The sequence below is a fragment of the Actinomadura madurae genome, from assembly GCF_900115095.1.
Classification (GTDB): Bacteria; Actinomycetota; Actinomycetes; order Streptosporangiales; family Streptosporangiaceae; genus Spirillospora; species Spirillospora madurae.
Window position 1 is genome coordinate 335,865 of sequence record NZ_FOVH01000010.1, and the last position, 19,994, is coordinate 355,858.

General features: G+C 73.0%; 16 protein-coding genes. 15 read left to right on the forward strand and 1 reads right to left on the reverse strand.

What is annotated here, in order from left to right:
• Positions 1–27: 27 nt before the first annotated feature.
• Positions 28–1,038, forward strand: a complete 1,011-nt coding sequence (locus BM339_RS27480) for a hypothetical protein (protein ID WP_021597015.1) — start codon at positions 28–30, stop codon at positions 1,036–1,038.
• On the opposite strand, the gene BM339_RS27485 is transcribed toward BM339_RS27480, so the two are convergent.
• Positions 1,010–2,212, reverse strand: a complete 1,203-nt coding sequence (locus BM339_RS27485) for a folylpolyglutamate synthase/dihydrofolate synthase family protein (protein WP_075022689.1) — start codon at positions 2,210–2,212, stop codon at positions 1,010–1,012. The genes BM339_RS27480 and BM339_RS27485 overlap by 29 nt on opposite strands.
• 126 nt (positions 2,213–2,338) lie before the next feature.
• On the opposite strand from BM339_RS27485, the gene BM339_RS27490 reads away from it, so the two are divergent.
• The 14 genes from BM339_RS27490 to rpmA all read left to right on the forward strand — a co-directional run bounded on the left by BM339_RS27490 (position 2,339) and on the right by rpmA (position 19,989).
• Entirely contained in the window at positions 2,339–3,709 is a 1,371-nt protein-coding gene (locus tag BM339_RS27490; protein WP_075022690.1) for a bifunctional folylpolyglutamate synthase/dihydrofolate synthase, read from the forward strand.
• A 5-nt stretch (positions 3,710–3,714) separates the two neighbouring features.
• Positions 3,715–4,059, forward strand: coding sequence for a DUF4233 domain-containing protein (locus BM339_RS27495; RefSeq protein WP_075022741.1), 345 nt, complete (start codon positions 3,715–3,717; stop codon positions 4,057–4,059).
• A gap of 115 nt (positions 4,060–4,174) precedes the next feature.
• Positions 4,175–5,683: a hypothetical protein gene (locus BM339_RS27500; protein WP_075022691.1), complete on the forward strand. Its 1,509-nt coding sequence runs from the start codon at positions 4,175–4,177 to the stop codon at positions 5,681–5,683.
• Between the two features lie 45 nt (positions 5,684–5,728).
• The gene (gene ndk, locus BM339_RS27505; protein WP_021598063.1) at positions 5,729–6,139 is read left to right on the forward strand and encodes a nucleoside-diphosphate kinase; all 411 of its coding nucleotides are present in this window, start codon (positions 5,729–5,731) and stop codon (positions 6,137–6,139) included.
• Positions 6,140–6,516: 377 nt separating this feature from the next.
• Positions 6,517–7,551, forward strand: coding sequence for a rod shape-determining protein (locus BM339_RS27510; protein WP_024935654.1), 1,035 nt, complete (start codon positions 6,517–6,519; stop codon positions 7,549–7,551).
• 33 nt (positions 7,552–7,584) lie between these two features.
• Entirely contained in the window at positions 7,585–8,574 is a 990-nt protein-coding gene (gene mreC, locus BM339_RS27515) for a rod shape-determining protein MreC (protein WP_021598066.1), read from the forward strand.
• Between the two features lies 1 nt (position 8,575).
• Complete coding sequence (gene mreD / locus BM339_RS27520) at positions 8,576–9,175, forward strand: rod shape-determining protein MreD (RefSeq protein ID WP_021598068.1); 600 nt, start codon at positions 8,576–8,578, stop codon at positions 9,173–9,175.
• Positions 9,172–11,244 (forward strand): penicillin-binding protein 2, encoded by a 2,073-nt coding sequence (mrdA, locus tag BM339_RS27525; protein ID WP_021598069.1) that lies wholly within the window; start codon positions 9,172–9,174, stop codon positions 11,242–11,244. The genes mreD and mrdA overlap by 4 nt, the downstream gene beginning before the upstream one ends.
• On the forward strand, positions 11,244–12,425 hold the full coding sequence (rodA, locus tag BM339_RS27530; RefSeq protein ID WP_024935653.1) for a rod shape-determining protein RodA: 1,182 nt from the start codon (positions 11,244–11,246) through the stop codon (positions 12,423–12,425). The genes mrdA and rodA overlap by 1 nt, the downstream gene beginning before the upstream one ends.
• Positions 12,426–12,500: 75 nt before the next feature.
• Positions 12,501–14,423, forward strand: a complete 1,923-nt coding sequence (locus tag BM339_RS27535; RefSeq protein ID WP_021598072.1) for a TIGR03960 family B12-binding radical SAM protein — start codon at positions 12,501–12,503, stop codon at positions 14,421–14,423.
• Between the two features lie 151 nt (positions 14,424–14,574).
• Positions 14,575–15,432, forward strand: coding sequence for a TIGR03936 family radical SAM-associated protein (locus tag BM339_RS27540; RefSeq protein ID WP_075022692.1), 858 nt, complete (start codon positions 14,575–14,577; stop codon positions 15,430–15,432).
• A 206-nt stretch (positions 15,433–15,638) separates the two neighbouring features.
• On the forward strand, positions 15,639–18,899 hold the full coding sequence (locus tag BM339_RS27545) for an Rne/Rng family ribonuclease (protein ID WP_083597987.1): 3,261 nt from the start codon (positions 15,639–15,641) through the stop codon (positions 18,897–18,899).
• Positions 18,900–19,402: 503 nt separating this feature from the next.
• The gene (gene rplU / locus BM339_RS27550; RefSeq protein ID WP_021595696.1) at positions 19,403–19,717 is read left to right on the forward strand and encodes a 50S ribosomal protein L21; all 315 of its coding nucleotides are present in this window, start codon (positions 19,403–19,405) and stop codon (positions 19,715–19,717) included.
• A gap of 14 nt (positions 19,718–19,731) precedes the next feature.
• Positions 19,732–19,989, forward strand: coding sequence for a 50S ribosomal protein L27 (gene rpmA / locus BM339_RS27555; RefSeq protein WP_021595697.1), 258 nt, complete (start codon positions 19,732–19,734; stop codon positions 19,987–19,989).
• The last annotated feature ends 5 nt before the right edge of the window (positions 19,990–19,994 follow it).

The following is a 19,994-nucleotide window of genomic DNA, read 5'->3' on the forward strand; positions in this document are numbered from 1 at the left end:
GGCGGTACGTGAACCATCGGGAGTGCAATGGCCGAGTCACCAGGTCGGTCCGGCACGCCGGACTCCCCGTCCGGCGATGACCTCGACGGCGCGCAGGTCGTCGCGGACGGGGACGCCTCGGAGGCCGCCGCCGAGCCCCTGCGCGGCCTGCGCCCGTGGTGGTCGGTGGACTACGGCGACGGGACGGGCCCGCACGGGCCGGTCAACGGCACCGGGCCGCAGATGCTGCCCGCACCGCGGGACGGGTCGGGCCCGTTCCCGGTCCTCGGCGGCGGCACGGGCCCGCAGTTGATGCCCGGCCCGACGAACGGCTCGGGCGCGCATCCGGTCGTCCGCACCGGCCCGCAGGGCGTGCTTCCGGACGGGTCCGGCGCGCACCCGGTGATCCCGGCCGGGACCGGCCCGCTGCCTCCGGTGACCGGCGCGCCGCCCGCCCGGCGCAAGCGCCCGCCGAAGCTCCTGCTGCTCGCGGGCGCCGTCCTGGTCACGGTCGTGATGCTGGCCGCGGGCGTGCTGGCGGTCCGGACGGTCGGCGGCGCCGCCAAGGACGCCCGCACGACGGCCGCTCCCGCGTCCAAAAAGGTGATCAACGCGGGCGCCGTGGCCGGCGGGCTGCGCCGGGACGGCCTGACCGCGCCGCAGGCGAGCGCCGCCTACCCGTTCGTCGCGGGCGCCGTCGACGCGGGCGGCGTCCCGGTCGCCAAGAACGGTCTCGCGGTCTACACCGAGGTGCCGGTGGGCCGGCTCAACGTGCTGTTCGCGGGCGGGACGGGCCAGGTCGGTAACCCCGCGGACTTCCTGCAGAAGGCACAGCCGACGACGTTCATCGCGGGCCAGGACGCCGACCCGGGTTCGGAGGGCGGCAAGGCGGTCTGCGGCCAGTTCGCCGTCCTCGCCGACACCCACACGTACTGCGCGTGGGCGACCAAGGACTCCTTCGGCATCGTCGCCTCCAACCTCGCCACGCTGAACCCGCAGTTCCCGCTGATGGCCGACGTGATGCGCCGGATCAGGAAGGACGTCGAGAAGCCGAAGTGACGTAGAGGCGCTCGGTGCCCGCGTCCACCACGTCCAGGACGAATCCCGTGAAGTAGGCCGTGCCGAGGACCAGCACTCGGTGCCCGAGCGTCGCGAGCGACTCCGGCGTGATGGCGTGCGCGTCGACGACGTCCCACCGGTCCGGCAGGGGGCGGGTGAAGCGGAGGTGCGGCAGCGGCAGCCGCACGAACGTCACGGGCAGCGCGCCCAGCTCGGCGATGGCCCCGTCCAGGTCCTTGTGGTCGGGGAGGCAGACGACGGCGTGGTCGATCGCGTCCCAGGCCTCCCGCGCGGCGCCGAGCGCTGCGGCGATCCCGGCCCGGTCGACGGCGGAGTCGACGAGCAGCCGCGTCGCCGACCCGGGGACGTCGTGCCGGGACAGGCGTCCCGGCAGGGTCACGGAGGACAGCACCTCCCGCAGGTCCGCGGCCGGTGGATCGGCGGTTCCGGGAAGGCGGCGCGCGGCCACGACGCCGAGCTCCGCCGCCGCGCGTCCGAGACCGGGAGGCAGGAGTTCGGCGGGGACGCCCGCGGTGCCGGGTTCGACGACCTCCGCTCCGGCGAGGACGCGGGCGACCTCGGCGGACTGCGGCGCCGACACGACACGCGTCGAAGGACCGGCCACGCCGAGCTTCTCCGCGGCGATCTCCGGCACCGTGTCGCCGAGGACCCCGGCGTGCTCGCGGAAGATCGGTGTGATGGCGGCGACGTCCGGCGGGAACAGGGCGACCTCGTCGGAGCGTCCGCCCATCCCGGCCTCAAGGACGATCGCGTCCGCGCGGCTCCGCGCCGCGTGCAGGACGCCGGCGAGCGTGAACAGGCCGGACGGCGACAGGTAGCCGTCGGACGGCGGGGGGAGTTCGGCGACGGCCCGGTCGAGCGCGTCCCCGAGAACGGCGAGTTCCTCGCCGGAGACCGCCCTCCCGTCGACCCTGATCCGCTCGCGGTCGCTGCGCAGAGCGGGGCTCGTGACGGTGCACACGCGAAGACCGGCGGCCCCGAGAAAGGCCGACGCGTAAGTCGCCGCCGTTCCCTTTCCCTTGGAACCGACGACGGTCAGGACGGGAACGCCCGGTTCGAGGAGGCCGAGCAGGCCGGCGAGCGCGCGGGCCCGCCCGAGGTCGCGGGTCTCGCCCGGAGCGCGCCGGTCCCACTCCCGGTAGAACACGTCCATGCCTCCAGTGTGGGGCCGGGGCTCGGGTGCGGGGCCGGGCGGGGGCACGGGTCCCGCCGAGTAGGCTCTGTGACCGTGAGTCAGGTAACCGAGCCGTCCGACTACAGGGCCACCGTAGGCGCGATCATGGGACGCGGCGTCGAGTGGGAGATCGACCCGAGCCTCGACCGGATCCGCGATCTGGTGGACGTCCTGGGGGAGCCGCACCGCGCGTATCCGGTGATCCACATCGCCGGGACGAACGGCAAGTCCAGCACCGCCCGGCTCGTCGAGGCGCTGCTGCGCGAGCGCGGGCTGCGCACCGGGCTCTACACCAGCCCCGAGATGACGACGCTGCGGGAGCGCATCGCGATCGACGGCGAGCCCGTCTCCGAGGAGCGGTTCGTCGAGACGTTCAACGACGTCCTGCCCTACCTCCAGCTGATCGACGACAAGCACCCGGCGCGGCTGTCGTTCTTCGAGGTCCTCACGGCGATGGCGTTCGCGGCGTTCGCGGACGCGCCGGTCGACGTCGCGGTGGTCGAGGCCGGCATGGGCGGCGTGTGGGACGCGACGAACGTCGCGGACGGCGCGGTCGCGGTGATCACCCCGATCGGGCTGGACCACACCCGCTATCTGGGCGACACGCTGGAGGAGATCGCCGGGGAGAAGGCGGGGATCATCAAGCCGGGATCGGTCGCGGTGCTGGCGCAGCAGCCGGTCGAGGCGGCCGAGGTGCTGCTGCGGCGGGTCGTGGAGACCGGCGCCGCGGTGGCGCGCGAGGGCGTGGAGTACGGCGTGCTCGGCCGGGACGTCGCGGTCGGCGGCCAGCAGCTCAGCCTGCGGGGCCTGCACGGCGTCTACGACGAGATCTTCCTGCCGCTGTTCGGCGAGCACCAGGCGAGCAACGCGGCCACGGCGCTCGCCGCCGTGGAGGCGTTCGCGAGCGGCGCGCCGACGCGGGGGGAGCCCAACCTGGAGGCCGCGACCCGGATCGCGCCCGGGGAGACCTACATCGGCGGCGACGAGGGCCAGCTGGACCCGGCGCTGGTGCGCAGCGGCTTCGCCAAGTCGGCCTCGCCGGGACGGCTGGAGGTCGCGCGGACGGGCCCGACCGTCCTGCTGGACTCGGCGCACAACCCGGCCGGGATGGCGGCGACCGTCGCCACGGTCACCGAGTCGTTCGGCTTCACCCGGCTCGCCGGGGTGCTCGCGATCAGCGCCGACAAGGACGTCGCGGGCGTCCTCGACCAGCTCGAACCCGTCCTGGCGGAGCTGGTGGTCACCCGCAACTCCTCGCCGCGCTCGATGCCGCCCGAGGAGCTGGCCGAGCTCGCCGAGAGCATCTTCGGCCCCGAGCGCGTCCATGTCGCCGAGCGCCTGGACGACGCGATCGACCGGGCGATCGGGCTCGCCGAGGAGACCGGAGAGTACCAGGGCGCCGGCGTGCTGATCACCGGCTCGGTGGTCACGGCGGGCGACGCCCGGATCCTGCTGCGCGTCGAGGAAGGCCGGTGACGACCATGCGGACGGGGACGGCCCCGAACCCGGCGCGGCGGCTGCTCGCCACGGTGCTGGCCTGCGAGGCCATCGTGATCGCGCTGGCGATCCCGGTGGCGGTGACGGTGCTGGACGTGGACGGCGCGACCGCCGGCGGCGTGTGCGGCGGGCTGGCCGTCGTCTGCGTGGTGATGGCCGGGCTGCTGCGGTTCCCGTGGGTGGTTCCGGTGGGCACCGTCCTGCAGGTGCTGGTCATCGCGACCGGGTTCATGGTGCCGGCCATGTTCTTCCTCGGTGTCGTGTTCGGGGCGCTCTGGGCGACGGCCATTTGGCTGGGACGCAAGGTGGGCAGCGCGCAGCCGCGCTAAGTTCGCGGGGAGGCAGCATTCCGTCCGCCCCGCGAATTTCATTTATCGCTTATTTCGGACATCTTTCTCTTATGGGAAATGCGCGTGTGGCGGATGACGTCCGAAGGAGCAATCCGTGTCCTCCCACCCACGCGCGAACGCGTCAAGCGTCCCGGCCGCCGGCCACCCCGCCGAGGAAGCCGCCGAGGAAGCCGCCGAGGGGGCCGCGCGGCGCCGGTTCGCGGCGCTCGGCACGCTGCTGCTCACGCTCACCGCCCTCCCGGCCGCCGTCCTCGTGGTGCCCGACGCGTCGGTCAACGTCGTCCCCGCCGCCGCGCACGCGCTCGGCCTGGGACGCGGCGACGTCCCCGCGCTGCTGCGCGCCACCGGCCTCTCGCTGCCCGCGCTGGTCGCCGCGGTGCCGCTCGGCGCCATCGCCGCGCGCAGGCTTCCCGCGTGGGCCGTCCTCGTCGCGGGCCTGGTCGTCCTGCTGGCCGGACTGTGGGCCGTCCGGTTCGCCCACTCGGTGGCCCTCGCCGGGACGATCCGCGCCGTCCAGGGCGCGGGGGCCGGGATCGTCCTGCCCGCCTCGCTCGTCCTCGTGTGGGAGCGGCGGAGCCGGACCCTGGCCGCGGTCTGGGCGGGCCTCCTCGCGGGCGCGCTCGTCCTCGCGATGCCGCTGGCGCTGGGCGCCGTCCCCCCGCAGGGCGGCGGCATGGCGCGCGACTGGCGCGTCGCGCTCGCCCCCTTACCGCTGCTCGCGGCGGCCGCCGCCGGAGCCGCCGTCGCCTACCCGCTCCTGCGCGGGCGCGGCCCGTGGAGGCTGCCCCCGTCGAAGCGCGCCGAGCGCGGCCGGCTCCTCCTCGCGTCCGTCCCGGTGACCGGTTCGGCGTATCTCGGCGTCGTCGCCGCGCATGGCTGGTCGCCCGGCGCGCGGCTTCTCGTCGCCGGGCTCGCGCTGCCCGCCCTGGTCGGCCTCGCCCTCGCCGGCGGGCGGGAGGCCGGGGCCGCCGACCCGTCCGGCTGCGCGGTCGTCATGATCGCCGTCGGCCTGCTCTGCCAGCCGGTCGCGGGCCCGCTGGCCGGGCTCGCCGGGGCCGGTCTCCACCTCGACGGCGCCGCGGGCCGGCCGCCGCTGCCGTTCGCCGCGGCGGCCTGCGCCGCGTTCGCCGGGGCGCTCGCCGCCACCCGTACGGGCCGCGGCGCCGTCCCCGCCGGATGCCTCCTGATGTCGGCCGCCCCGCTGACCGGCCTCGCCGCCGGGACCCGGGACGGCTGGACGCTGCTCGCCGCGCTCGTCCTCCTCGGCGCGGGGGCCGGCCTGGCCCTGGCCGCCTCGCTGCGGGACGCGGACGCCGGCGGCGCGCTGTTCGGCCTGGCGCTGTGCTTTCCCGCGGTGCTGGCCGGGCAGCTGGCCGTCCTGTCGCTGCAGGCCGCACGGCTCCAGCGGCTGCGGCCCGCGACCGAGGCCCAGCGGCTGGACGCGCTGCTGGAGGGCTATCGCGTCTGGCTGGTCGTCGCCGGGGTCGCCGCCGCGCTGCTCGCCGGGGTCGCCGCCCGGCTCGGCGGCCGGCGCGCGGAGAACGCCCGCCCGGCCGCCGTGCAACTCTCCGGGAATGCGGCTCCCGGCCCGCGGGCCGGGTAGTATTCGCGCGCTCAGCCAATCCGTAATTCGCGAGGAGAAACACCCGTGTCCGAGCGCACTCTTGTCCTGGTCAAGCCCGACGGCGTCCGCCGCGGTGTCATCGGGGAGGTCATCTCCCGGATCGAGCGCAAGGGCCTGACGCTCGTCGCGCTGGAACTGCGCACGCTCGCCCGCGAGACCGCCGAAGCCCACTACGAGGAGCACTCCAGCAAGCCCTTCTTCGGCGAGCTGGTCGAGTTCATCACCGGCGGCCCGCTCGTCGCCATGGTCGTCGAGGGCCCGCGCGCCATCGAGGCGTTCCGCGCCCTGGCCGGCGCCACCGACCCGGTCAGCGCCACGCCCGGCACCATCCGCGGCGACTTCGCCCTGGAGATCGGCGAGAACATCGTGCACGGCTCCGACTCCACCTACTCCGCCGAGCGCGAGATCAAGCTCTTCTTCCCCGAGCTGGGCTGAGCTGACCCAGGGGCGACCCCCTGGAACCCCCGTTGCGACGCAGGCGATCCTCACGCCGCCGTTGCGCTTCCTGTGCCTGTGCGGTGTGCGTGGCGTCGCTGTGGTCGCCTGCGTCGACGGGTATGCGCCCTCCGCTCGCCGAATCGCTCCGGGCGCCTGCCCGTGAATGGTGGCCGGGGTTCGAACTCCGGCCGTCCGGTGCGTGACGGGGCTGGGAGGGCGAGCCCGCGTGGTTTCTTTTATGGAAAACCGGGCTGGTCAGGGAGCGTTTTTTTCGCGACGCGCGGCGCGGGGGTGACTGCCCGCGGGCGGGGGTTCACGTTACGATGGACACGCCGCTATACACGCCCGTCAATCATGAAGGGCTCCCTTTCTTCATGGGTAACAAGCTGTCGTTTCTTGGCCGTGACATGGCGGTCGATCTAGGTACCGCCAACACCCTGGTGTACGTACGCGGGCGTGGCATCGTCCTCAACGAACCCTCCGTCGTGGCGATCAATAGAAACACCGGGAGGATCGTCGCGGTCGGCATCGAGGCGAAGCGGATGATCGGCCGAACGCCCGGCAACATCGTCGCGGTCCGCCCGCTGAAGGACGGCGTCATCGCCGACTTCGACGTCACCGAGCGGATGCTGCGCTACTTCATCCAGAAGGTGCACAAGCGCCGGCACTTCGCCAAGCCGCGGATCGTGGTGGCGGTGCCGAGCGGGATCACCGGGGTGGAGCAGCGCGCGGTGAAGGAGGCCGGCTATCAGGCCGGCGCCCGCCGGGTCTACATCATCGAGGAGCCGATGGCCGCCGCGATCGGCGCCGGCCTGCCCGTCTACGAGCCGACCGGCAACATGGTGGTCGACATCGGCGGCGGCACCACCGAGGTCGCGATCATCTCGCTCGGCGGCATCGTCACCAGCCAGTCGGTCCGCGTCGGCGGCGACGAGCTCGACCAGGCCGTCATCTCGTTCTCCAAGAAGGAGTACTCCCTGATGCTCGGGGAACGTACCGCCGAGGAGATCAAGATGGCGATCGGGTCGGCCTATCCCGGCGGCGAGGAGGAGCCGCACGCCGAGATCCGGGGCCGCGACCTCGTGAGCGGGCTGCCGAAGACCGTGGTGATCTCCGCCGAGGAGGTCCGGCGGGCCATCGAGGAGCCGGTCAACGCCGTGGTGGACGCGGTGAAGACCACCCTCGACAAGTGCCCGCCCGAGCTCTCCGGCGACATCATGGATCGCGGGATAGCACTGACCGGCGGCGGCGCGCTGCTGAAGAACCTCGACGAGCGGCTCCGCGAGGAGACCGGGATGCCCATCCATCTGGTGGACAACCCGCTCGACTCGGTGGTGCTCGGCACCGGCAAGTGCGTCGAGGACTTCGAATCGCTCCGGCAGGTGCTCGTGCCGGAGAAGCGGCACTAACCCCGGCTGACCAAGGAAACCGGAGGTCGGTGGGTGAAGGACACCCGGCGCACCCGCGTGGTCCTCGGCGCGCTGCTGGTCGTGGCGCTCACGATGATCACCGTTGACTACCGCGGCGGGGCGGACTCCCCGCTGCGCGGCCTGCGCGGCGTCGGCGCGACGGTGTTCGGGCCGGTGGAGCGGGCGTCGGCGTCCGTCGTCCGGCCGGTGAGCGACACCTTCGACGCGATCACCGACGCGCCCGGCGAGCGGCGCCGCGCCGACCGGCTGGAACGGCAGAACCAGAGGCTGCGCGAGCAGCTGCGCTCCACCCGGCTCGACCAGGACCGCTCCGCGCAGCTCCAGCGGCTGCTCGGCACCGCCGGGATGGGCGGCTACAAGATCCGCGCCGCGCAGGTGATCTCCGCCGGGCAGGGCTTCGAGGACACCGTCACCATCGACGTCGGCAGCCGCAACGGCATCAAGCCCGACATGACCGTGATGAGCGCCGACGGGCTCGTCGGCCGCGTCACCCGGGTCGGGCCCGCGACGTCCACCGTCCTGCTGGCCACCGACCAGACGTCCTCGATCGGCTCCCGCCTGGAGGACTCCAAGGAGATCGGGATCACCCAGGGCCGCGGGCGCCGCGGCCTCGGCGGGGGCGGCGAGACGCCGCTGCGGTTCCAGCTCCTGGACGCCGCCGCGCCGATCCGCGTCGGCCAGCGGATCGTCACGCTCGGATCGCAGGGCCAGCGGCCGTACGTCCCGGGCGTCCCGATCGGCGTGGTCGAGCGGATCGAGAAGGCCACCGGCGGGCTGACCCGCACCGCCTACGTGCGGCCGTTCGTCCGGTTCACCAGCCTGGACGTCGTCGCCGTCGTGGTCGCGCCGCCGAAGACCGATCCGCGGGACGCGGTGCTGCCGCCCAAGCCCCCGCCGCCACCGACGCCCTCGGCGAGCCCGAGCCCGTCGGCGAGCGGCAGCCCGAGGGCGCGGCCGAGCGGCACGAGCAGCCCGTCCACGAATCCGAGCCCGGAGGACTGACGTGCTGAACCCACCCGAGCCGTCGCCGGCCGGCCGCACCGCGGTGACCGCGATGGTGATCGCCGTGACGCTGATCCTGCAGGTGTCGGTGGCCAACCGGCTGCCGCTGCCCGGCGGCGTCCAGCCCGACCTCGTGCTGCTCGCCGTCGTGGCGCTGGCGCTGGTCGCGGGGTCGATGACCGGCATGGTCACCGGGTTCCTCGCGGGCCTCGCGGCCGACATCATCCCGCCCGCCGACCACACCCTCGGCCGCTACGCGCTCGTCTACTGCCTCATCGGGTACCTGTGCGGCGCCGCGTCCGCCGAGATGGACCGCCAGTCCGCGGTGCCGTTCTTCGCCGTCGCCGCGGGGGCGCTCGCCGGGACCGTCCTGTACGCCGGGACGGGGATGATCCTCGGCGACCCGCGCGCCGAGTGGGCCACGGTGTCCAGCATGGTGCCGCTCCAGGTGCTCTACGACGTCATCGCCAGCCCGTTCGTCGTGTGGGCGGTGCTGCGCGTCACCAGACGGTACGAGCGCGGCGAACGGTCCCGGGGGGACCGCCTCTCGGTGCCCGTCGCCCGCTACCGCGCGATGTCGGAGCGGGGCGGGAACCTGTGAACCCGCGCACCCACTTTCGGCTCGTCGTCCTGTACGTGCTCGTCGCGGCGCTGCTGCTCGTCCTCGTCGGGCGGATGTGGGCGCTGCAGGTCCTGGAGGGCGAGAAGTACCGGGGGATCGCCGCCCAGAACCGCATGCGCGACATCGTCGTCCCCGCCACCCGCGGCATGATCCTCGACGACCGGGGCAAGCCGCTCGTCCGCAACCGCAGCGCGCTCGTCGTGTCGGTCGACCGCACCACGCTGTCGCGGCGCAAGGACGGCGGCGAGGCCGTGCTGAAACGGCTCGCGGGCGTCCTCGGGACGAGCTACGACGAGATCTCCAAGCGGATCCGGCTGTGCGGGCCGGGGATCAAGCGGCCCTGCTGGCCCGGGTCGCCGTACCAGCCGATCCCGGTCGAGGACCACGTCGACCCCAAGCGCGCCCTCCAGATCATGGAGCGGCAGGAGGACTTCCCCGGCATCACCGCGCAGGTCCAGGCCGTCCGGGAGTACCCGGAGCCGGACGGCGCGAGCGCCGCGCAGGCCCTCGGCTACCTCCAGCCCGTGACGCAGGAGGAGCTCGACAAGCGCAAGGGCCTCAAGGTCACCGGCTACAGCGGCGTCGACCTGGTGGGACGGGCCGGACTGGAGGCGCAGTACGACGCGGCGCTGCGCGGCGAGCCGGGCTTCCGCAGGGTCCTCGTCGACAGCCAGGGACGCGTCACCGGCACCGCCGAGGAGCAGGCGCCGATGGCCGGCTACAACCTCGTCACCAGCATCGACGCCGGGGTGCAGGGCGCGGCGGAGAAGGCCCTCAAGCACGCGATCGACGGGGCGCGCAAGGCGGGCCGCCCCGCCGACGCCGGCGCCGCGGTCGTGATGGACGTGCAGACCGGCAAGATGATCGCGATGGCGAGCTTCCCGACCTACGACCCGAGCATCTGGACCGGCGGCATCTCCCAGGAGGAGTACGACGCGCTGCTCGGCAAGAAGAAGGGCGAGCCGCTCATCTCCCGCGTCACCCAGGGGCAGTTCGCCCCCGGCTCCACCTTCAAGATCTCCTCGGTGTCCGCCGCGGTGAAGGACGGCAACAGCCTGAACGGCACCTACCCCTGCCCGGGCTCCTACAACGTCGGCAACCGCGCGTTCCGCAACTTCGAGGGCCAGTCGCTCGGCCCGATGTCGCTGCACACGGCGCTCGTCAAGTCCTGCGACACGATCTTCTACCGCTTCGCCTACCAGGAGTGGCAGCGCGACGGCGGGATGAAGCCGAAGAAGAACCCGTCCGACCCGATGGTGAAGATGGCCCGCGAGTACGGGTTCGGGTCGCGCACCGGCATCGACCTCCCGAGCGAGAGCGAGGGCCGCATCCCGGACCGGGGGTGGAAGAAGGACTTCTGGGAGACCACCAAGGCCGCCAACTGCAAGGGCGCCAAGGAGGGCTACCCGAACGTCGCCAAGACCGACCCGGCCCGCGCCGCCTACCTGAAGGCGGTCGCCACGGAGAACTGCACCGAGGGGTACGTGTGGCGGCCCGGTGACGCGGCGAACTTCTCGGTCGGCCAGGGCGACGTCCTGGTCACGCCGCTGCAGCTCGTCCGCGCCTACGCGGCGCTGGCGAACGGCGGCGAGCTGCTCGCCCCGCGGCTCGGCGTCGCGGTCGTGCGCGCGGACGGGACGGTCGTGCGCCGGATCGAGGCCCCGCCGCCGGAGAAGCTGCCCGTCGAGGCGCGGACGCTGAAGTACATCCGCAAGGCCCTCGCGGACGTGCCGAAGAGCGGTACCGCGGCCGGCGCGTTCTCCGGGTTCGACTTCAAGCGCGTCGACGTGGGCGGCAAGACCGGCACCGCGGAGGTGTACGGCAAGCAGGACACCTCCTGGTTCGCCTCCTTCGGCCCGGTGAAGAAGCCGCGGTTCGCGGTGGTCGCGATGGTCTCCCAGGGCGGGCAGGGCGCGCAGACGGCGGGCCCGGCCGTGCGGGAGATCTGGGAGGCCATGTACGGGACCAAGGACAGGAAGCCGCTGCTCGACGACGGCAAGCTTCCGTCCGAGCTGCCGAAGATGCCCGGCGAGGGGGCCGCCCCGTGATCACGGGCTCGAAGGCGGGGACCGTCGAGGGGTACGGCGGCCGCCGGACGTGGCGGAGCCATCTGGCCGGGCTGCGGCGGCTCGACATGCCGCTGCTGCTGGCGGTGGTGGCGCTGTCGGTGGTGGGCGCGCTGCTGGTGCGGTCGGCCACCTTCCAGCTGCTGACCGAGCAGGGCAAGGACCCGGAGGGGTTCCTCAAGCGGCACATCCTCAACCTGGTCATCGGGTTCGTGCTCGGCGGCGTGGTCACCCTGCTGGACTACCGGCTCCTGCGCGCCTACGTCCCGATCCTCTACGGGGTCGCGTGCGTCGGGCTGGTCGCCGTGCTCACCCCGCTCGGCGACACGATCAACGGCTCGCACTCGTGGATCGTGCTCGGCGGCGGGTTCCAGGTGCAGCCGTCGGAGTTCGCGAAGGTCGGGCTCGTGGTGCTGCTGGCGATGATCCTCGGCGAGCCGCGGGACGGGGAGATCGGTCCCGGCCGGCGCGACGTGCTGCTCGCGCTCGTCCTCGCCGGCGTGCCGGCCGTGCTGATCATGCTGCAGCCGGACCTCGGCACAACGCTGGTGTTCATCGCGGTGGTGCTCGGCATGCTGGCCATCTCCGGCGCGCAGAAGCGCTGGCTGTTCGGCCTCGTCGGCGGCGGCGCCGCCGCGGGCGCGGCGGTGTGGTTCTTCGGGCTGCTGAAGGACTACCAGATCGACCGGTTCACCGCGTTCATGAACCCCGAGGCCGACCCGCGCGGCGCCGGCTACAACGCCCAGCAGGCGCGGATCGCGATCGGCTCGGGCGGCGCGTTCGGCAAGGGCCTGTTCAACGGCGAGCAGACCGGCGGCCACTTCGTCCCCGAGCAGCAGACCGACTTCATCTTCACGGTGGCGGGGGAGGAGCTCGGGTTCGTCGGCGCCGCCGTGATCGTCGCGCTGCTCGGTGTGGTGATGTGGCGGGGCCTGCGCATCGCCACCCAGGCCGCCGACCTGTTCGGCACGCTCGTCGCGACCGGGGCGGTGTGCTGGCTGGGGTTCCAGACGTTCGAGAACGTCGGCATGACGATCGGGATCATGCCGATCACCGGGCTGCCGCTGCCGTTCGTGTCCTACGGCGGCTCCGCCACCTTCGCGAACATGATCGCCTTCGGCCTGCTGCAGGCCGTTCACGTGCGCCGTCGGCCGTTCGATTAGCGCGTTCGATCAGGGGGCGGGTACGGCGTAGGCTGGACGTTCATTTCCAACGTCCCCTGCTCGGAGGAATCCGTCATGCCGGTCGAGTCGCTCTTCCCGCGCCTGGAGCCGCTGCTCCCGAGCGTGCAGAAGCCGATTCAGTACGTGGGCGGCGAGCTGAACTCCCAGCTCAAGGACTGGGACGAGACCGCGGTCCGGTGGGCGCTGATGTACCCGGACGCCTACGAGGTGGGGCTGCCGAACCAGGGCGTCCAGATCCTTTACGAGATCCTGAACGAGCGGGACGGCGTCCTGGCGGAGCGGACCTACTCGGTCTGGCCCGACATGGAGGCCGTGATGCGGGAGCACGGCATCCCGCAGTTCACCGTCGACGCGCACCGCCCGGTCGCCGCGTTCGACGTGCTCGGCGTGTCGTTCTCCACCGAGCTCGGCTACACCAACCTGCTGACGGCGCTCGACCTCGCCGGCATCCCGCTGGAGGCCGCCGACCGCACCGGCGACCACCCGATCGTGATCGCGGGCGGGCACGCCGCGTTCAACCCCGAGCCGATCGCCGACTTCGTCGACGCGGCCGTCCTCGGCGACGGCGAGGAGATCGCGCTCGCCATCACCGAGGTGATCCGCGAGTGGAAGGCCGAGGGCGAACCCGGCGGCCGGGACGGGCTGCTGCTGCGGCTCGCCGCGTCCGGCGGCGTGTACGTCCCGCGCTTCTACGACGTCACCTACCTGCCGGACGGCCGGATCCAGCGGGTCGCGCCGAACCGCCCGGGGGTGCCGTGGCGGATCGAGAAGCACACGGTGATGGACCTCGACCAGTGGCCGTACCCGAAGAAGCCGCTCGTCCCGCTCGCCGAGACCGTGCACGAGCGGTTCAGCGTGGAGATCTTCCGCGGCTGCACGCGCGGCTGCCGGTTCTGCCAGGCCGGGATGATCACCCGTCCGGTCCGGGAGCGGTCGATCACCACGATCGGGGACATGGTCGAGCAGGGCCTCAAGGAGTCCGGCTTCCAGGAGGTCGGGCTGCTCAGCCTGTCCAGCGCCGACCACAGCGAGATCGGCGACGTCGCGAAGGGCCTCGCCGACCGCTACGAGGGCACCAACACCTCGCTGTCGCTGCCGTCCACCCGCGTGGACGCCTTCAACATCACGCTCGCCAACGAGTTCTCCCGCGGCGGCCGGCGGTCCGGCCTGACGTTCGCGCCCGAGGGCGGCTCCGAGCGGATGCGCAAGGTGATCAACAAGATGGTCACCGAGGACGACCTGATCCGCACCGTGACCACCGCGTACGAGAACGGCTGGCGGCAGGTCAAGCTCTACTTCATGTGCGGCCTGCCCACCGAGGAGGACGAGGACGTCCTCGCGATCGCCGACATGGCCAAGCGCGTCATCAGGGCCGGGCGCGAGGCCACCGGCCGCAAGGACATCCGCTGCACGGTGTCCATCGGCGGGTTCGTGCCGAAGCCGCACACCCCGTTCCAGTGGGCCGCGCAGTGCGACCACGAGACCGTCGACCGGCGCCTGCGCGCCCTCAAGGACGCCCTGCGCGGCGACAAGGAGTACGGCCGCGCCATCGGCCTGCGCTACCACGACGGGCAGCCGTCCATCGTCGAGGGCCTGCTGTCGCGCGGCGACCGCCGCGTCGGCAAGGTCATCCGGGCCGTCTGGGAGGACGGCGGCCGGTTCGACGGCTGGAGCGAGCACTTCTCCTACGAGCGTTGGACGGCGTGCGCCGAGAGGGCCCTCGCCGGCGAGCCCGTCGACCTCGCCTGGTACACCGTCCGGGAGCGCGACGAGGTCGAGGTGCTGCCCTGGGACCACCTCGACGCCGGCCTGGACCGCGAGTGGCTCTGGCAGGACTGGCAGGACGCGGTCGACGGGACCGAGGTCGAGGACTGCCGCTGGACGCCCTGCTACGACTGCGGCGTCTGCCCCACGATGGGCACCGAGATCCAGATCGGCCCGACCGGCCGCAAGTTGCTCCCGCTGAGCGTGGTCTAACCGGATTCGGCCTCGTCAGCGCCCTGGCCTGCGGGGGTCCGGCGCCCCTCGGGGGCCGGGGCTGGCGGAACCGGGCCCGGCGACCCGTACTCTATAGGGAGACCTTTATTTCGACTCGACACGAGTAGGAAGGACCAGAACCCTGGCACCCATGCCGGAGGGTCCGGCGCCGGCCCCCGTGACCCAGCGACTGCGCGTCCGCTACGCCAAGCGGGGCAGGCTGCGGTTCACGAGCCACCGCGACATATCCCGGGCCGTGGAACGCGCCGTTCGGCGCGCCGGGATCCCTGTCGCGTTCAGCGGCGGATTCACCCCCCACCCGAAGATCTCGTATGCGGGTGCGGCGGCGACAGGGGTGGCCAGTGAGGCCGAATACCTCGAACTCGGGCTCACCGCGACCTGCGACCCTGCGCGGGTGCGGGCCGATCTCGACGCCGCCCTGCCCCCCGGGCTCGACATCCTGGATGTCGTGCCGGTCCGGGTGGGACGCGGTGACGCGCCGGCCAGGCCGGGCGCGTTCGCCGATCGGCTCGAGGCGTCCGAATGGCGGATCAGGCTGGACGGCGTCGCCGAGCGCGACGCCGCCGAGGCCGTGGCCGCCTTCATGGCCGCCGCGACCATCGAGGTGGAACGCCTCACGAAGAAGGGGCGGCGCCGTTTCGACGTGCGCGCCGCCGTGTCCGCGTTCGAGCCGGACCGGCGCGCCGCGGAGGCGGCGGATGCCCCTTGTGCGATACTTCGAATGGTTGTTCGGCATTCCACACCCGCCGTACGACCCGACGACATCCTCACCGGACTGCGCCAGGTCGCCGACCTCGCGCCGCCGTCACCTCCGTTGGTGACCAGGCTGGCGCAGGGGCCCCTCGACGCGGACACCGGTGGTCTCGCGGATCCCCTGGATCCCGACCGGGAGATCGGCCTGCCGTCCGGCGACGACGCCGCGACGGTCCGCGGCCTGGAGCGGCCGCAGCCCGGGGACGCCGCGAGCGCGGATGCCGTCAGCGCCTGACCGTGGGACCGAAGCCGTGGCAGCACGGAACCGGTCCCGCAGGGTACGGCGGGCGCACCCCCGACGACTTCGTCGTCATGACCGGGCACTGCCCGGCCGTGGCGACGCCGACGATTGACGAGGTGCTCTCGTGCGGCGCACCGCACCGATCCGCCCCCGGGCGGGGCGGGCGGACGCGCCCGGGAGCCTGACGGGAGATTGCCCGGATGCTTGAGAACGAAGCCGATTCGGCCACGGCCGAAGGCACTGGTAACGAGAACGTGGAGAACGAGAGCGCGGAGGCCGCGCAGCCCGAGGCCTCGGGTGTGACGTCGCGCCCGCGCCGTGCGAGCCGTCCGGCCGGGCCGCCGCCCGACGTCGAGGCCGCTCCTCCCGCGGCGGACGCGTCCGCCGCGGAGGCCGTCCCGGCGGCCGAGGCCTCCGAGCCGCCGAAGCGCACCACGAGGACCCGCACCCGCACCCGGAGCGCGAAGGCCGCCGAGGCGCCCGAGCCCATGACCGGCGCGGAGACCACTCCGGAGGCCGGGCCCGAGGGTGCCGGTGAGGAGCCCGCGCCCCGTACCCGGACCCGGCGCCGCTCGGCCGCGTCCGCCGCCTCGGAGGCGCCGGGCGTGCCCGCGGTGCCGCAGGTCCCGTCCGTTCCGGTCGCCGGCACGGAGCCGGCGCTCGACTCGGCGTCCGCCGAGCAGGTGTCGGAGACCGAGCCCGCTAGCGGGGTCGGGGTGCCGGGCGTGACATTCCAGCCGCCCATGGTCGTCTTCCAGCCGCCGCAGCCGACGGCGGACAAGCCCGCCCGCCGCAAGCCCGCCGAGGCCGAGCCGGCCGAGCCCGCCGAGACGGCAGAGAGCGACACCGGCGACGAGGACCTCGACCACGGTTCCGCGGACGAGGACGAGTCCGACGACCGCCCGTCCCGCCGGCGCCGCCGCCGCGGCGGCCGCGGCCGGGGCCGGGGCGGCAAGGAGGGCGCCGACGACGAGGTGCCCGCCGACGAGGCCGAGGCCGAGGAGCCCAAGGACGAGGAGCCCAAGGACGAGCAGCCCGCCAAGGGCGGCAAGGCGGCCAAGGGCAAGTCCGGCAAGTCCGGCAAGTCCGCCAAGGGCAAGGACAAGGAGAAGGACAAGGAGCCCAAGGCGGAGGAGCCCGAGCAGGACTCCGCCGACGGCGAGGACGAGGACGAGACCCAGTCCGGCGGGAGCCGCCGCCGTCGCCGCCGGCGGCGCCGTTCGGGCGCCGACGGCGAGACCGGCAACGGCACGGACGACCCGCCGAACACCGTCGTGCACGTGCGCACCGCCCGCGAGGAGCGGGCCGCCGCCGAGGACGAGGTCCGGTCCGTGCGGGGCTCGACCCGGCTGGAGGCCAAGAAGCAGCGCCGCCGGGAGGGCCGCGAGCAGGGCCGCCGCCGCCCGCCGGTGATCACCGAGGCGGAGTTCCTCGCCCGCCGCGAGGCCGTCGAGCGCGTCATGGTGGTGCGGCAGGAGGGCGAGCGCACGCAGATCGCCGTCCTGGAGGACGACGTCCTCGTCGAGCACTACGTCAACCGCGCCACGCACCAGTCGTACGTGGGCAACGTCTACCTGGGCAAGGTCCAGAACGTGCTCCCGTCGATGGAGGCGGCGTTCGTCGACATCGGCAAGGGCCGCAACGCCGTCCTGTACGCGGGCGAGGTCAACTGGGACGCCTCCGGGCTGGAGGGCCAGCCGCGCCGCATCGAGTCGGCGCTGAAGTCGGGCCAGTCGGTGCTCGTCCAGGTCACCAAGGACCCGCTCGGCCACAAGGGCGCCCGGCTGACCAGCCAGGTCTCGCTGCCGGGCCGCTACCTGGTGTACGTGCCGGACGGCTCGATGACCGGCATCAGCCGCAAGCTCCCCGACAAGGAGCGCAGCCGCCTCAAGTCGATCCTGAAGAAGGTCATGCCGGAGAACGCCGGCGTGATCGTCCGCACCGCCGCCGAGGGCGCGACCGAGGAGGAGCTCTCCCGCGACGTGTCCCGCCTGGCGGCCCAGTGGGAGAACATCCAGAAGAAGGTCAAGACGGCCTCGGCTCCCTCCCTGCTCTACGGTGAGCCCGACCTGACGATCCGGGTCGTCCGCGACATCTTCAACGAGGACTTCACCAAGCTCGTGGTGTCCGGCGCGGAGGCCTGGGACACCGTCTCCGAGTACGTCGAGTACGTCGCCCCGCATCTCGGCGACCGCGTCGAGCGCTGGACGGGCGACCAGGACGCCCTCTCCGCGTTCCGCATCGACGAGCAGATCGCCAAGGCGCTGGACCGCAAGGTCTGGCTGCCGTCCGGCGGCTCCCTGGTGATCGACAAGACCGAGGCGATGACGGTCATCGACGTCAACACCGGCAAGTTCACCGGACAGGGCGGCAACCTGGAGGAGACCGTCACCCGCAACAACCTGGAGGCGGCCGAGGAGATCGTCCGCCAGCTCCGGCTGCGCGACATCGGCGGCATCGTCGTGATCGACTTCATCGACATGGTGCTGGAGAGCAACCGCGACCTCGTGCTGCGCCGCCTCGTCGAGTGCCTGTCGCGGGACCGCACCAAGCACCAGGTCGCCGAGGTCACCTCGCTCGGCCTCGTGCAGATGACCCGCAAACGCGTCGGCCAGGGGCTGCTGGAGGCGTTCTCGGAGACCTGCGAGTCCTGCAACGGCCGTGGCATCCACGTCCACCTGACGCCGGTCGAGCCGAAGGCGGACAAGGCGGCCGGCAAGGAGAGCGGGCGCCGCCGCAAGCGCAAGGGCGACGTCGAGAAGGCCGTCGAGGAGAAGCTGGCCCAGGCCAAGCCGAAGGAGCCCGCCGTGCCGGAGCCCGCGCCGGAGCCGGCCGCCGCCCCGGCCCCCGTCGTGGAGGCGAAGCCGGAGCCGGTCCGCTCCCGGCCGAAGAAGTCGGGCCCCGCCAAGCGCCCGGCCGGCCCGCCGCCCGAGATCGACGAGTCCCCGGCGCAGGCGGCCGTGGAGGCAGCCGAGGCCGCGGCCGAGGCCACCGACATGCCCCCCGGCACCCTGGACTCCACCGAACCGATCACACTAGCCACCAACGGCACCGCCTCAACGGGCCCAACCGCCCCCGCCGAACCGACCAACCCCGCCGACCCAATCGAGTCTGCCGAACTGGCCGAGCCTGTCGAGATGGCGGAGCCTGTCGAACCGGTCGACTCTGCCGGATCGGCGGAGCCCGTCGAACTGGCCGAGCCTGCCGAACTGGCCGGGCCCGCCGAACCGGCGGAGTCTGCCGGATCGGCTGAGCCCGCCGCACCTGCCGCGCCGGTCGAGTCTGGCGAACTCGCCGGCACGTCCGAGCCGGTCGGCCCGGACCTGAACGGCACCGAAATGACCGCGGACGCGTCCGCCGCCGAGCCGAACGGCTCCGCTCCCGGCGCGACCGAGGAAGCTCCCTCCATCCGCTCCCACGTCCACGCCGCGACCCCGTTCGCGGAACCTGACCAGGAGTAACCGGAAGCGGCGGCGGGCCCGGAGCCCCCGCTGGCGTTCGAACCCCAGCCCGCCGCCGCAACCCCGCAACAACCTCAATGGTCGCGATCGCGTCCGAAGGCAGGTTCGAGCTTGAGAGAACCTGATCGCGCAGCGAGCCGCTAGGCGAGTCGGAGCGATGCCAGCGATCGCCCGCGGTGCCCGACGATGGAGGGCCTCCAGGCCCGAAGGAGGAGGGCACTGCCATGAGCACAGCAGAGAAATGCAATAAGCACAGGGATCCGGTATTCTTGTACATCGGCGCGTCGTGGGCGCGTCGCCTGAACCTGCACCGCGAACCCCGTCCGGGGCTCGTTCGGTGCTCACCTCGCCGATCCGGTGAGGCCAAGCAGAGAGCGCCAGGGGTCTCCTCTGGTGTGCCGCCCTCGGCCCGGTGCCGGGGGTAGGCCCCCATCCGGGGGCTGGTAAAGCCACGCGTGGGACCGGTTCAGTCCGGAAGCGCGCGCAGACGAAGGGTTTCCGCGGTGTACGCGATTGTCCGCGCAGGCGGCCGGCAGGAGAAGGTGGCCGTCGACGACGTGCTGACCGTCGACAAGCTGGCCGGTGAGGTCGGATCGACCGTCAAGCTTCAGGCCCTGCTGGTCGTGGACGGCGACGACGTCGTCAGCAAGGCGGCCGACCTCGCGCGCTACGAGGTGACCGCCGAGATCCTCGGCGCGGTCAAGGGCCCCAAGATCAACATCATGCACTACCGGAACAAGACCGGGTACAAGCGGCGGATGGGGCACCGCCAGCCGTACACCGAGGTCAAGATCACCGGTATCAAGGCCGGGAAGTAAGGGAGAGCGGTCACATGGCACACAAGAAGGGCGCATCGTCCAGCCGTAACGGTCGCGACTCCAACGCCAAGCGGCTCGGTGTGAAGCGGTTCGGCGGCCAGGTCGTCAACGCCGGTGAGATCATCGTCCGGCAGCGCGGCACCCACTTCCACCCCGGGCCGGGCGTCGGCCGCGGCGGCGACGACACGCTGTTCGCGCTGGTCGCGGGTGCGGTGGAGTTCCGCCGCTACCGTGGCCGCAACGCGGTGAGCGTCGTCCCGCCGGCGGAATAGTCCGC

Bases quoted from the DNA above. Each gene is read 5' to 3' on its own strand.
- BM339_RS27545 (WP_083597987.1), top strand. From the start codon at position 15,639: ATGCTTGAGAACGAAGCCGATTCGGCCACGGCCGAAGGCACTGGTAAC.
- BM339_RS27540 (WP_075022692.1), top strand. From the start codon at position 14,575: ATGCCGGAGGGTCCGGCGCCGGCCCCCGTGACCCAGCGACTGCGCGTC.
- BM339_RS27480 (WP_021597015.1), top strand. From the start codon at position 28: ATGGCCGAGTCACCAGGTCGGTCCGGCACGCCGGACTCCCCGTCCGGC.
- BM339_RS27495 (WP_075022741.1), top strand. From the start codon at position 3,715: ATGCGGACGGGGACGGCCCCGAACCCGGCGCGGCGGCTGCTCGCCACG.
- BM339_RS27535 (WP_021598072.1), top strand. From the start codon at position 12,501: ATGCCGGTCGAGTCGCTCTTCCCGCGCCTGGAGCCGCTGCTCCCGAGC.
- BM339_RS27485 (WP_075022689.1), bottom strand. From the start codon at position 2,212: ATGGACGTGTTCTACCGGGAGTGGGACCGGCGCGCTCCGGGCGAGACC.
- rpmA (WP_021595697.1), top strand. From the start codon at position 19,732: ATGGCACACAAGAAGGGCGCATCGTCCAGCCGTAACGGTCGCGACTCC.
- BM339_RS27510 (WP_024935654.1), top strand. From the start codon at position 6,517: ATGGGTAACAAGCTGTCGTTTCTTGGCCGTGACATGGCGGTCGATCTA.
- BM339_RS27490 (WP_075022690.1), top strand. From the start codon at position 2,339: ATGGGACGCGGCGTCGAGTGGGAGATCGACCCGAGCCTCGACCGGATC.